Origin of the sequence: Streptomyces sp. NBC_01016 (genome assembly GCF_026341035.1) — a bacterium.
In the GTDB taxonomy this organism is placed as follows: Bacteria; Actinomycetota; Actinomycetes; order Streptomycetales; family Streptomycetaceae; genus Streptomyces.
The window spans coordinates 430,541-443,952 of the sequence record NZ_JAPEOQ010000002.1 but is presented as its reverse complement, the minus strand read 5'-3'; the positions used below and the strand labels follow the sequence as shown (position 1 = coordinate 443,952).

The following is a 13,412-nucleotide window of genomic DNA, read 5'->3' as shown; positions in this document are numbered from 1 at the left end:
AGCGCTTACACGCGCCTTACTCCGACTCCGAACAGAGGGCGTCCCGTGCAGATCCGTCAGATTCTCGCGACAGCCGCAGTCGCCGCCGTGACCGCTCCGGTGGCGCTGCTGTCCGTCTCTCCGGCGTACGCCGGGACCCAGTCCGCCGTGCAGACCCAGGAGAAGTCCTCCATAGCCAAGTTGAAGAAGGCTGTGAAGGAGGCGAGAGCGGCGTACCGCGCGGCCGTCGCCGCCGAGCAGGCCCTGGAGAAGGAGTTCGACGCCACGACGGCCCCGGAGCACCCGCTCATGGTCGCCCTCGCCGACGCGAAGAAGGACGCCGAGGCCGCCGCGAAGGCGAAGGACGAGGCGGACGCGGCCGTTGTCGCCGCGGAGCAGGCGCTGAAGGACGCCAACGCCGGCGAGGACGAGGCCGCCAAGGCCGCCGCCGAGAAGGCGCTCACCGACGCCAAGGACCTCGCGGCCAAGGCCGCCACCGCCAAGACCGACGCCGACGCCAAGGTCACCGCGGCCGGGACGGCCGTCGACGACAACCGGGTCGCGATCGCCCGGAAGATCCACAAGGCCCAGCAGGACGTCAAGGCCGCGCTCGCCACGAAGGAAGCCGCCGAGAAGGCCCTCGCCGACGCGAAGGACGAGCAGCCCGGTCCGGACGAGCCGACGGACCCCGAGTGCAAGGAAGGTGCCGCGCTCAAGGCCACCCTCCCCGGCCTGCCGTCCAAGATCGCCGCCGGCTCCACGGTCGACTTCCGGCTGCGCCTGACCAACGGCACCGGGCGGACCCTCGACGAGGTGCTGCCGTTCGCGAGTGTGGGCGCGGGCGACAAGTCCGACAAGGACATCACCAGCAAGCTGCACCTCAAGTCCAAGCAGGGCGGCCAGTGGAAGTCCGTCCCGGCGGACGACTACGCGGGTAGGTTCACCAACGTGAAGGCGGGCGCGCACGTCGATCTGCCGCTGCGCCTGTCGATCGACCGCTCGGCACCTGCCGGCTACGGCATCAGCGCCGCCGTGGGCGCGTACTTCAACGAGGACGCCACCTGCGGCGTCGGCGACTTGGTCGCGTACAACTTCACGATCAACCCGGTCGGCGCCGGCAACTCCGACACCCCCGCCGGCGAGGGCAACAAGCCCAAGCCGCAGGGCAGCGCCTCCCCCGTCGCCACCTCCGGCTCGGGCAACGGCTCCGGCACCACGGACGGCTCCCTCGCCTCCACCGGCTCCTCCTCCGCCCTGCCGACGATCGGCCTGGCGGGCGGCGCGGCCGTCGTGGTCGGCGCCGGTGCGGTGTTCGTGATGCGCCGCCGCAAGGCCGACGCCAACAGCTGAGGCCGGCACGCATAGCCGACGGCGGACCGGTGCCCCTGCTGGAGGGGGCGCCGGTCCGCCGTCTTTATCAGCTCTGCCCGCCTGTCGCCCTCATCGGCCAAGCGCCTTGAAGTCCACGCCCGTCAGCTGCTCCGACGCGGCCCACAGCCGCTCCCCCGCCGCGTCGTTGACCGTCCACGACGCCCGCCAGGACTTGATGGGGGCGCCGCGCCACATCATCACGCGCGGGCCGTAGAAGTCGTCGGGCCGTACGTCCGGGGCCGTGGCCGCGCGCAGCGTCGGCAGCGCTCCGTCCTCGGCGGGCTGCCCGAAGAACCGGTTGCCGACCTCGAAGAACCGTTCCGCGCCCTTGCGGCCCTCCATCCGGGCGCTGCGCGCCTGCAGCTCCGTGGCCGCGTAGCCGGGGTGCGCCGCGGCCGCCACGAGCCCCGCACCCGCCGCCTCCACCTGCCGCGCCAGCTCGTGCACGAACAGCAGGTTGGCCGTCTTGGACCGCCCGTAGGCGACCCAACGCCCGTACTTCCTCTCGCTGTTGAGGTCGGCGATGTCGATGTTGGCGAGGGCGTGCAGCCCGCTGGAGACGGAGACGACGCGGGGCGCGGGCGCCGCGAGCAGGCCCGGCAGCAGCAGCCCGGTCAGCGCGAAGTGCCCCAGGTGGTTCACGCCGAACTGGGTCTCGAAGCCGTCGACGGTGCGGCCGTACGGGAGGGCCATCACGCCCGCGTTGTTGACCAGGAGGTCGAGCGGGCGGTCCTCACGGGCCTCGGCGAAGGCCCGTACCGAGGCGAGGTCACCGAGGTCGAGCCGCGCGAACTCGGCCTGCGCACCGGGGACTTCGGACGTCAGACGCTCCAGGGCCGCGACGCCCCGCTGCTCGCTGCGGCAGGCCAGGACCACGTGGGCGCCCGCGCGGGCCAGTTCGCGTGCGGTGACGTAGCCGATGCCGGTGTTGGCTCCGGTGACCACCGCCGTACGGCCCTGCTGGTCGGGGATGTCGGTCGCGCTCCAGCCGCTCATGGGTCGGCTCTCCTTCGGGGGGACGTCGTCAGTGGGGGTTACCGAAGGGTACGCACACGCCGAAAAGGGCGGCACCCCCCGCACAGGGGTGCCGCCCTTTCGTGGATACCGGGGCCGCCGCGAATCGGTGAGGGTCGGGGACCCGCGGCGGCCCCGGAGTTCAACTCCCGGTCAGCGGTGGTCGCTGCCCGCGGAGGTGGAGGCCGCGCGGCCCGCCTCCAGACGGGCGACCGGGATGCGGAACGGGGAGCAGGAGACGTAGTCCAGACCCACCTCGTGGAAGAAGTGGACCGACTCCGGGTCGCCGCCGTGCTCGCCGCAGACGCCGAGCTTGAGGTCGGGCCGCGTGGCGCGTCCCGCCTCGACGGCGGACTTCACGAGCGAGCCGACGCCGTCCTTGTCGATCGTCTCGAACGGCGACACCCCGAAGATGCCCTTCTCCAGGTACGCGGTGAAGAACGAAGCCTCCACGTCGTCGCGGCTGAAGCCCCAGACCGTCTGCGTGAGGTCGTTGGTGCCGAAGGAGAAGAACTGCGCCGCCTCGGCGATCTGCCCGGCCGTGAGGGCGGCGCGGGGCAGCTCGATCATGGTGCCGATGGCGAGCTTCAGCTTGACGCCGTGGCTCTCCTCGACCTCCGCGATGACCTGGTCGGCCTCCTCGCGGACGATCTCCAGCTCCTGGACGGTGCCGACGAGCGGGATCATGATCTCGGCGCGCGGGTCGCCCTTGGCGGCCTTGCGCTCGGCCGCGGCCTCGGCGATGGCGCGGACCTGCATGGTGAACAGGCCGGGGATGACGAGGCCGAGACGGACGCCGCGCAGGCCCAGCATCGGGTTCTGCTCGTGCAGCCGGTGCACGGCCTGGAGGAGGCGCAGGTCGTTCTCGTTGTTGTCCTTGCGGGACTCGGCGAGCGCGACGCGGACCGAGAGCTCGGTGATGTCCGGCAGGAACTCGTGCAGCGGCGGGTCGAGCAGGCGGACGGTGACCGGGAGGCCGTCCATCGCCTCGAACAGCTCGACGAAGTCCTGCTTCTGGAGCGGGAGGAGCAGCTTGAGGGAGTCCTCGCGCTCGCTGTCCGTGTCGGCGAGGATCAGCTTCTCGACCAGCTCGCGCCGGTCACCGAGGAACATGTGCTCGGTGCGGCACAGGCCGATGCCCTGCGCGCCGAAGCGGCGGGCGCGCAGCGCGTCTTCCGCGTTGTCGGCGTTGGCGCGTACGCGCAGGCGGCGTACTCGGTCCGCGTAGGCCATGATCCGGTGCACGGCGCCCACGAGTTCGTCGGCGTCGTCGGCGCCGGCGTGCATCCGGCCCTCGAAGTACTCGACGACCGGGGAGGGCACGACGGGCACCTCGCCGAGGTAGACCTTGCCGGTGGAGCCGTCGATGGAGACGACGTCGCCCTCCTCGACCACGGTCTCGCCGATGGTCATCCGGCGGCGCTTGGTGTCGACCTCGAGGTCCTCGGCGCCGCAGACACAGGTCTTGCCCATGCCGCGGGCGACGACGGCGGCGTGCGAGGTCTTGCCGCCGCGCGAGGTGAGGATGCCCTCGCAGGCGATCATGCCGTCGAGGTCGTCGGGGTTGGTCTCACGGCGGATCAGGATGACCTTCTCGCCGGAGCGCGACCACTTGATGGCCGTGTACGAGTCGAAGACCGCCTTGCCGACCGCCGCGCCCGGCGAGGCGGCGATGCCGCGGCCGAGCAGCTCGACCTTCGCCTCGTCGTCGAAGCGCGGGAACATCAGCTGCGCGAGCTGCGCGCCGGAGACGCGCTGGAGCGCCTCGGCCTCGTCGATCAGGCCCTGGTCGACGAGCTGCGTCGCGATACGGAAGGCGGCACCGGCGGTGCGCTTGCCGACGCGGGTCTGGAGCATCCACAACTGGCCGCGCTCGATGGTGAATTCGATGTCGCAGAGATCCTTGTAGTGGTTCTCCAAGGTCTCCATGATCTGCATGAGCTGGTCGTACGACTTCTTGTCGATCTGCTCCAGCTCGGCGAGCGGCACCGTGTTGCGGATGCCCGCGACGACGTCCTCGCCCTGCGCGTTCTGCAGGTAGTCGCCGTACACGCCCTGGTGGCCCGAGGCCGGGTCGCGGGTGAACGCGACGCCCGTGCCGGAGTCCGCGCCGAGGTTGCCGAAGACCATCGAGCAGACGTTGACCGCCGTGCCCAGGTCACCGGGGATGCGCTCCTGGCGGCGGTACAGCTTGGCGCGGTCGGTGTTCCACGACTCGAAGACGGCCTTTATGGCCAGGTCCATCTGCTCGCGCGGGTCCTGCGGGAAGTCCCGTCCGGCCTCGGTCTTGACGATCTTCTTGAAGCGCGTGACGAGCTTCTTGAGGTCGGCGGCGTCCAGGTCGGTGTCGACCGAGACCTTCTTCGCCTCCTTGGCCTTCTCCAGGGCGTCCTCGAAGAGCTCGCCGTCGATGTCGAGGACGGTCTTGCCGAACATCTGGATGAGGCGGCGGTACGAGTCCCAGGCGAAGCGGTCGTCGCCGGCCTGCTTGGCGAGGCCCTGCACCGACTTGTCGGAGAGACCGATGTTGAGAACGGTGTCCATCATGCCGGGCATGGAGAACTTGGCGCCCGAACGGACCGACACCAGAAGGGGGTTGTCGGCCTGGCCGAGCTTCTTCCCCATCTTCTTCTCGAGCGCGTCGAGGTGCGCGGAGACCTCGTCACGGAGTGCCACCGGCTCCTCGCCGCTGTCGAGGTAGACCTTGCAGGCCTCGGTGGTGACGGTGAAGCCGGGCGGGACGGGAAGTCCCAGGTTGGTCATCTCGGCGAGGTTGGCACCCTTGCCGCCCAGCAGGTCCTTGAGGTCCTTGTTGCCCTCGGTGAAGTCGTAAACGAACTTCGCTACCTGAGGATCCTTGTTCTCCGACACGTGTCTCGACTCCTCGAGGCTCGGTGGCTGCCCTGACGGCGAGGAACATACCCAGATCCAAGGCCTGTGGGTACGTCCACTCAGCTGTCACACGGGCGTAACCACCCGTCCGCCAGGAGATCGAAAGTGACGGACGAGGGGTGACCCTCTCGACCTTTCGTTCATTACTTGAAGACACTACCCCCGTAGACCCCGCTCAACGCTCACTTGAGCGCGCCCTGCTCGTTTGTGCGTTCAGGTCGTAAATGATCGAACGGTGGCACTGAGTGCCAGGGCTTGGAGAAGTGCAGACGGGTTTCAAGCGCTCATTTGAGCGCAACCCTGATCAGGGGTGGCGAGAATCACGCCGTTTGAAGCGGCTCCCGGACGCTCCCGTTCCAGCATGCGGACGCCTCTCGGGGACGAAACGGGCGCGTCACAGGCCCAGCGCCGCCAGCCGCCGCTCGGCCCGCGCGGGGGCGTACAGCTCCTCCACCACCAGCGCTCCCGCTCCGATGAGCGCCGAGCGCTCGCCGAGCCGGGACGTGACCACGTCCAGGTGCGCGGTCGAGCGCGGCAGTGCCCGTTGATACAGGAGTTCACGGACGCCCGTGAGGAAGGCAGTTCCGGCCAGATCTCCGGCGATCATGAGAACGCCGGGGTTGAGGAGCGTCACGACGGTCGCGAGGACCTCGCCGACGGCGTGCCCCGCCTCCCGCGCGAGCCGCAGCGCCTCCGGGTGCCCGGCGGCCAGCAGCTCGCGCACATCGGAGCCGGACGTCGCGGGCACGCCCGCCTCCGTCAGCCGGCGCGCCACGGCCCGGCCGCTGGCGACGGCGGCCAGGCAGCCGTACGAGCCGCACTTGCACAGCGCGTCCGCGCCGTCCGGCACGCGGATGTGCCCGATGTCGCCCGCGCCGCCGTCGATGCCCCGGTAGATCGCGCCGTCCACGACGACACCCGCCCCGATGCCGGTGGAGACCTTGACGAGGGCGAAGGCGCGGCAGTCGGGGTGGGCGGTGCGCTGTTCGCCGTACGCCATGAGGTTGGCGTCGTTGTCGACGAGGACCGGGACGTCCGCCGGGGTGCCCGCGCCCTCGGCGGCCGCGCGGGCGAGCCGGCCCACGATGTCGTAGCCGTCCCAGCCGGGCATCATCGGCGGCTGGACGACCCGGCCGGACGCGAAGTCGACGGGGCCCGGCACCGCGAGGCCGATCCCGCACACCAGGTCGGGCGAGCGGTCCGCCTTCCGCAGCAAGTCGCCGAACCAGCCGCCGAGTTGGGACAGCACCCGCTCGGGCCCGTCGTCGACGGTGAGGGTGTCCATGTGCTCCGCGAGCACCTCGCCGGTCAGGGACAGGACGGCGGCGCGGGCGTGCCGGGTGTCGAGGTCGGCGGCGAGCACCACGGCGTGCGCGTCATCGAACTCCAGGTGGATCGAAGGGCGGCCGCCGAGCCGGGAGTTGACGGGACCCGCGGTCCCCTCGCGCAGCCAGCCCGCGCGGAAGAGCCGATCGAGCCGCTGGCCGACCGTGGCTCTGGACAGGCCCGTGACCTCCTGGAGGGCGCCTCGCGTGGTCGCTCTGCCGCTGCGCACCAGGTGCAGCAGCTCTCCGGCGCTCGCCTGATTCCCCGCCATGCCGTCCGGCCCCCTCACGGGCCGTCCGGCCCCCTTGCGTTCATCAACTGTGCGTTACATTCTAAGTTTTGCGTGTTAAATAGACGTAACCCTATGCGGCGAACCGCGTAACCGACACCCGTTGGAAGAGGTGTGGGAAAGCCTGTGGAGCACACGACCGAGCGGCGCGGAGGAGCGCTGCGGCCCGCGCGGACCCGCGTCTCCTTACGGGACCGCGCCGCGCGCGTGCTCGACGCGAACTGGACGGGGACCTCGACCGTCCCCTCGCGCACGCTCTACCCCCACCAGTGGTCGTGGGACTCGGCGTTCATCGCGATCGGCCTGCGTCATGTCTCTCCGCTGCGCGCCCAGGGCGAGTTGGAGACGCTTCTTGCCGCGCAGTGGGGCGACGGCCGGATCCCGCACATCGTCTTCAACCCCGCCGTCGCGCTCGACGCCTACTTCCCGAGCCCCGACTTCTGGCGCTCCTCCACCGCGGGCCGCGCCGCGGGCGCCCCGGCCGCCGTGCAGACCTCCGGCATCGTGCAGCCGCCCGTGCACGCGCTGGCCGCCTGGCTGGTGCACCGCGCGGACCCGGGCCTGTCCCGCTCCCGCGGCTTCCTGGCGCGCGTGTACCCCGGCCTCGCCGCCTGGCATCGCTATCTCCTCCACCGCCGCGACCACGGCGGCGCGGGCCTCGTCTCCGTGATCCACCCCTGGGAGCAGGGCATGGACAACAGCCCTTGCTGGGACGCCCCGTTGAACCGGATCTCCCCCGCCCCGGCACGCTCGTTCCGCCGCGCGGATCTGGAGCACGGCGCGGCGGACGACCGCCCGACGGATCTCGACTACGGACGGTACGTACGCCTCGCGGCCGACTACAGGGACGCCGAATACGCGGACGCGGGCGGGGAGTTCGCGGTCGAGGACCCGTCCTTCAACGCCCTGCTCGCGGCCTCCGAGCACGCGCTGGCCCGGATCGCCTGCGAGTTGGGAGCCAGGGGGACGGCTCGGCACGCGCGCGCGGAGCGGCTGACGGCGGCGCTGGTTCGGCGGCTGTGGGATCCGCGGGCCGGGATGTTCTTCTGCCGGGATCTACGGGGCGGGGGCGGCCTCGTCCGTGAGTACGGCGTCTCCGGGCTGCTGCCGCTGATCCTGCCGACGCTGCCGCGCGAGGTGGTGCGGCCGCTCCTGGAGACGGCGCGCGGACCGCACTTCGGCGTCGGCGATCAGGTACGGATGGCGCCCAGCTACGACCTGCTCGGCGCGGCCTTCGACCCGCACCGCTACTGGCGCGGGCCCGCCTGGTTCAACACCAACTGGCTTCTGGAGTACGGCCTGCGGCTGCACGGCGAGCACGCGCGGGCCGGGCGGCTGCGCACCGCCATGCTCGACGTCGCGGGGGCTTCGGACTTCGCCGAGTACGTGGATCCCCGAACGGGGGCGGGCTGCGGCGCCCGCGGCTTCGGCTGGACGGCCGCGCTGACGCTGGATCTGCTGGCCGAGAGGACGACACGATGACGGACGGGTACGGACACGGGCAGGGGCGGCAACTCCTGGTGTACGGAGGGACGTTCGCGGCGACCGACCCGTCCGGGGCGCTGACCGCGGTGCGCGGCGGCTTCTCGCCGGACGGCCTGTTCGTGCGGGACGCGCGCCACCTGTGCCGCTGGCAGCTCACGGTCGACGGGGCGGCGCCCGAGGTGCTGATGCCGATGTCGTACGAGGAGGAGGGCGTCGGCCGCTGTGTGCTCGTGCCGCGCGGCGGGCGCCAGGAGCCGTCGGCGTACACCTTGTTCCGCGAACAGGCGGTGACGGAGGGCTCGTTCGTGGAGCTCCTGAAGGTCGTATCGAACCGTCCGGTGCCGACGACGGTACGCGTCGCGCTCACGGTGGACGCGGACTTCACCGACCAGTTCGAGCTGCGCTCCGACCACCGTACGTACCAGAAGCCCGGGGCGGTGCGTACGCGTGAAGTCCTGGACGACGGCGTGGAGTTCACGTACACGCGGGGCGACTGGCGCTCGTCGACGACGGTGACGAGCGAGCCCGCGCCGGACGCGGTGGAGGAGACGGGAACCGGGGCACGCCGCCTCGTGTGGACGCTGGACCTCGCGGGACAGGGCGTAGCGGAGCTGGCGCTGCGGGTGGTGGCGGGGCCGTCGGGGACGGAGTCGGCCGGGGCGGAGTCGGCCGGGGCGGCGGTGGTAGCCGGAGCGGCGACGAGTCCGGCGGCGGTGGCGGCCGAACTTGCCCGGACCGTAAGGGAGTTCACGGAGGGCGTCGAGCTGCCGGGGGCGTGGCCGGAGCTCGCGGACGCCTGTACGCGGGGGCTTGCCGATCTGGCGGTGCTGCGGGTGCCGGCGGCCGGGCCCGACGGGGAGCGGCATCTGGTGCCGGCGGCCGGGGTGCCGTGGTTCCTGACGCTGCTCGGCCGGGACGCGGCCCTGACCTCGCTCTTCGCGCTGCCGTACCGGCCGGAACTCGCCGCGGCGACGCTCCCGGTGCTGGCCGCGACGCAGGCGACCGAGCAGGTGGAGGGGGCGGTGGCGCAGCCCGGGAAGATCGTGCACGAGGTGCGGCACGGGGAGTTGGCGCACTTCGGGCAGGTGCCGTACGGGCGCTACTACGGGTCGGTGGACGCGACGCCACTGTTCCTGATCCTTCTCGGGGCCTACGTGGAACAGACGGCGGACGTGACCCTCGCCCGCCGGTTGGAGTCCCACGCACGGGCGGCGGTGGGCTGGATGCTCGACCACGGCGGCCTCACGTCCCGCGGCTACCTGGTCTACCGCGCGGACCGGGGCGGGCTCGCCAACCAGAACTGGAAGGACTCCCCCGGCGCGATCTGCTCGGCCGACGGCGGCCGGGCGACGGGCCCCGTGATGGCGGCGGGCGCGCAGGGCTACGCATACGACGCGCTTCGGCGGACGGCGGTGTTGGCCCGGACGATCTGGGACGACACGGTGTACGCGGATCTGCTGACGCAGGCGGCGTCGGACCTGCGGGACCGCTTCGTACGGGACTTCTGGATGGAGGAGGCGGGGTTCCCCGCGCTGGCCCTGGACGGCGAGGGCCGCCAACTGGACGCGCTCGCCTCCGACGCGGGGCACTTGCTGTGGTCGGGCCTGCTGGACAAGGAGTACGGGGAGGCGGTCGGCCGTCGTCTCCTCGAACCGGACTTCTTCTCCGGCTGGGGCGTCCGCACGGTGGCCTCCGGCCAGGCCGCGTACCACCCGCTCTCCTACCACCGGGGTTCGGTGTGGCCGCACGACAACGCCCTGATCGCGCTCGGCCTGGCCCGGTACGGGCTGCACGACGAGGCGCGGATGGTGGCAACCGGCCTGATCGCGGCATCAACCGCCTGCGCCGGCCGCCTCCCGGAGGTAATCGCAGGCTACGCAAGCTCGGCCTACCCGGCGCCGGTCCCTTACCCCCACGCCTGCACCCGCGAATCCCGCTCAGCGGCGACACCGCTGGCGCTGCTCAGCGCGGTGGGGGGTTAGCGGGGGCGGGGTGGGCGCCGGTCGGATTGTGGCGCGGCACCAGGGTCGTTGGGCGGTGCCGGGGTGGGCGCCGGTAGCAATCGCTGCGCGGCGACGGGCATTTGAGCTGCACCGGGGTGGCTCCCCCGCCCGCTGATCGCGGTTGACGCCCAGCCCACCTGGGTCGTCCGCCTCCCTCGATCACCTGCTACTTGCCCTTACCCCGTACCTCGCCCATCTCCCACCCCCCGCCCCCTCCGGGGGCTCCGGCCCAAGGGGGCACGCGTGGCAGGTCATCGTGCCCCCGGAACCGCACCAGGCCCGAAGCCGCACCGGAGCCGGGCCCCGTCGGCTGTTGCGCCGCACCGGGGTGCCGCCTTGCCCACCCTGCCGCCCGATGGGGTCGCCCCTGCTCGGAGCTTGTCGGAGAGCTTGGGGAAGGCAGATTGCCCAAGGCGGTGGGCGCCGACCGCCAGGGGTGGGGAGCCGGGGCCGGCGGTGGACTACCCAAGGCGGGTGACGGCCGACCGGACGGGTGGGGAGCCGGGACCGGCAGCAGATCGCCCCAGGCGGTGGACGGCGACCGCAACGAGTCGGGAGCCGGGGCCGACGGCGGACTACCCCGAGAGTGAGCGGCACCCCGTCGGGCCGACGCCCCCCGGAGGGGCGGGTGGGTGGGAGATGAGCGGGAACGAGGCGATCAGCACTCGGCCGACCCCCGCCCCCGCGAAGTGGCGGCCCCATCAAGCCCCTGCGGCGGCTGGGCAATTAAAGCCCCGCTCTGGGACGAGACTCGGGGTCCGGGGCAGGGCCCCGATCTTTTCAGCCCCGCCGGCGATTGAGGCGCGGGGTCCGGGGCGGAGCCCCGTGGCCGGAGGACGGTGCCGGGCAACAGGACCCCGTCAGCCCCCGGACGTGTCCAGTTCCGCGTCGGCCGAGATGCCCGCGCAGTCGTTGGGGTCGTTCAGCCAGCCGTCCGGCAGGACCACTCGTCCGTTGCCCGACGTACGGCCCCGCGGGCCGTCCGCACCCGCGGGCCAACCCTGGTCGAGGTCCAACTCGTCCAGCCCCGCCCGGAGTTCACCGAGGGACGACGTCGTCGCGAGGCGCTTGCGGAGCTCGCCGCCGACCGCGAAACCCTTCAGGTACCAGGCCACGTGCTTGCGGAAGTCGATGACTCCGCGCGATTCGTCGCCGATCCACTCGCCGAGCAGCGTCGCGTGGCGCACCATCGCGTCCGCCACCACCCGCAGCGTCGGCCGGACCCGCTCCTCGCGCCCCTCGAACGCCGCCACCAGATCCGCGAACAGCCACGGCCGCCCCAGGCAGCCGCGCCCGACGACCACCCCGTCGACCCCGGTCTCGCGCACCATGCGCAGCGCGTCGTCCGCCGACCAGATGTCGCCGTTGCCGAGGACAGGGATCTCCGGAACGTGCTCCTTCAACCGCGCAATCGCGTCCCAGTCCGCCGTGCCGCCGTAGTGCTCCGCCGCCGTACGCCCGTGCAGCGCGATCGCCGTGACGCCCTCCTCGACCGCGATCCGGCCCGCGTCGAGGAACGTGATGTGGTCGTCGTCGATGCCCTTGCGCATCTTCATCGTGACCGGGATGTCGCCCGCCCCCGACACGGCTTCCTTCAGGATCGCGCGCAGCAGCGGGCGCTTGTACGGGAGCGCCGACCCGCCGCCCTTGCGCGTCACCTTCGGAACCGGGCAGCCGAAGTTCAGGTCGATGTGGTCGGCCAGGTCCTCCTCCGCGATCATGCGGACGGCCTTGCCGACGGTCGCCGGGTCCACCCCGTACAGCTGGATCGAGCGAGGCTTCTCGGTCTCGTCGAAGTGGATGAGCTGCATCGTCTTCTCGTTGCGCTCGACCAGCGCCCGCGTCGTGATCATCTCGCTCACGAACAGGCCCTTGCCGCCCGAGAACTCCCGGCACAGGGTGCGGAACGGCGCGTTCGTGATCCCCGCCATGGGGGCGAGCACCACGGGGGGCTGCACCAGGTGGGGGCCGATGGTCAGAGCGGACATCTCAGGGCTCTCCGGGACGGACGACGGGTGGGGGCAAGCATCCATTGTCCCTCACTCCCCGCTCAGCCCGTCACGGCCGCTGTCCCTCACTCCCCGCCCGGCCCCCGCCCCGCCCCCGCTCAGCCCGTCACGGCCGCCGGCGCCGCCAGTTTCTCCAGGCGCCCACCGGTCTCCTCGTCCGCGGGAACGTACGCGACCAGCCGGTACCCGCCGCTCTCCGGCGACAGCCACAGGTTGCGGTGCTCCAGGCGCAGCAGCCCCACCTCGGGGTTCCGGTACCGCTTCACGTGCGGCACCATCGGCGCGACCTCGTGCCGCTCCCAGATCGCGCGGAACTCCGCCGACAGCTCCAGGAGGCGGGCCACCCGCGCCTTCCAGGCCGGTTCGGCGACATGCTCGGCCATCGACGTGCGGTACTTGGCGGCCAGGTCGCGCAGCATCTCGTCGCGGTCGAGGAACTGCTCGCGCCACCGGTCGCTCATGGCGAGCAGCCACATGCAGTTGCGCTCGTCGGGGGCGAGTTCGGCGGGGTCGCCGAAGACCGCGGCGTAGGCGGGGTTGTGGGCGAGTACGTCGTAGCGGGCGTTCTGCAGGGACGCCGGGTAGGGCGACAGACCTTCCATGAGGCGCAGCATCGTCGGCGTGACGGCCGGGCAGACGGTCTCCGCGTGCGGGTCGGTGGTGCCCGCGAGCGCGAAGGCGTGGGCGCGCTCGGTCGGGTCCATCTGGAGGGCGCGGGTGATCGCGTCGAGGACGCCGGGCGAGACGTTGATCGCGCGGCCCTGTTCCAGCCACGTGTACCAGGTGACGCCGACCGCCGAGAGGTGCGCGACCTCCTCGCGGCGCAGGCCGGGGGTGCGGCGGCGCGCGGTGCGCGGCAGTCCGGCCCGCTCCGGCTGGATCCGCTCGCGGCGGCTGCGCAGGAACGCGGCGAGTTCCAGCCTTCGGGGGTCGTCGGAGACGGGGCGGGTCGACATGCCACCAGGATGCCCCGGCCCTCATCCGGTTGCCAGGTACCGCCTGTAACAGGATGAGGAGACTCTGGTACCAGGCTGAGCACCGGGC

General features: G+C 72.1%; 8 protein-coding genes. 3 read left to right on the top strand and 5 right to left on the bottom strand.

Annotated elements, in window-relative coordinates; genetic code table 11:
* Positions 1–45: 45 nt before the first annotated feature.
* Positions 46–1,329 carry an LPXTG cell wall anchor domain-containing protein gene (locus tag OG746_RS28695; protein ID WP_266719893.1) on the top strand — a complete coding sequence of 428 codons (1,284 nt, stop codon included), beginning with the start codon at positions 46–48 and terminating at the stop codon, positions 1,327–1,329.
* A gap of 90 nt (positions 1,330–1,419) precedes the next feature.
* Here OG746_RS28695 and OG746_RS28690 read toward each other — a convergent pair whose 3' ends face one another.
* The 3 genes from OG746_RS28690 to OG746_RS28680 all read right to left on the bottom strand — a co-directional run bounded on the left by OG746_RS28690 (position 1,420) and on the right by OG746_RS28680 (position 6,853).
* Positions 1,420–2,346, bottom strand: a complete 927-nt coding sequence (locus tag OG746_RS28690; protein ID WP_266719891.1) for an oxidoreductase — start codon at positions 2,344–2,346, stop codon at positions 1,420–1,422.
* A 171-nt stretch (positions 2,347–2,517) separates the two neighbouring features.
* Positions 2,518–5,235: a pyruvate, phosphate dikinase gene (ppdK, locus tag OG746_RS28685; RefSeq protein WP_266719889.1), complete on the bottom strand. Its 2,718-nt coding sequence runs from the start codon at positions 5,233–5,235 to the stop codon at positions 2,518–2,520.
* A gap of 415 nt (positions 5,236–5,650) precedes the next feature.
* On the bottom strand, positions 5,651–6,853 hold the full coding sequence (locus OG746_RS28680; protein ID WP_266719887.1) for an ROK family protein: 1,203 nt from the start codon (positions 6,851–6,853) through the stop codon (positions 5,651–5,653).
* Positions 6,854–6,997: 144 nt separating this feature from the next.
* Here OG746_RS28680 and OG746_RS28675 point away from each other — a divergent pair, with 144 nt between their 5' ends.
* Both OG746_RS28675 and OG746_RS28670 read left to right on the top strand, forming a co-directional pair.
* On the top strand, positions 6,998–8,353 hold the full coding sequence (locus tag OG746_RS28675) for an MGH1-like glycoside hydrolase domain-containing protein (RefSeq protein ID WP_524540484.1): 1,356 nt from the start codon (positions 6,998–7,000) through the stop codon (positions 8,351–8,353).
* Positions 8,350–10,338 (top strand): amylo-alpha-1,6-glucosidase, encoded by a 1,989-nt coding sequence (locus OG746_RS28670; protein WP_266719885.1) that lies wholly within the window; start codon positions 8,350–8,352, stop codon positions 10,336–10,338. Before OG746_RS28675 ends, OG746_RS28670 begins: the two co-directional genes overlap by 4 nt.
* A gap of 881 nt (positions 10,339–11,219) precedes the next feature.
* Here the strand turns inward: OG746_RS28670 and dusB are convergent.
* Entirely contained in the window at positions 11,220–12,347 is a 1,128-nt protein-coding gene (dusB, locus tag OG746_RS28665) for a tRNA dihydrouridine synthase DusB (protein ID WP_266719883.1), read from the bottom strand.
* Between the two features lie 119 nt (positions 12,348–12,466).
* Positions 12,467–13,324 (bottom strand): helix-turn-helix transcriptional regulator, encoded by an 858-nt coding sequence (locus OG746_RS28660; RefSeq protein ID WP_266719881.1) that lies wholly within the window; start codon positions 13,322–13,324, stop codon positions 12,467–12,469.
* Between the last annotated feature and the right edge of the window lie 88 nt (positions 13,325–13,412).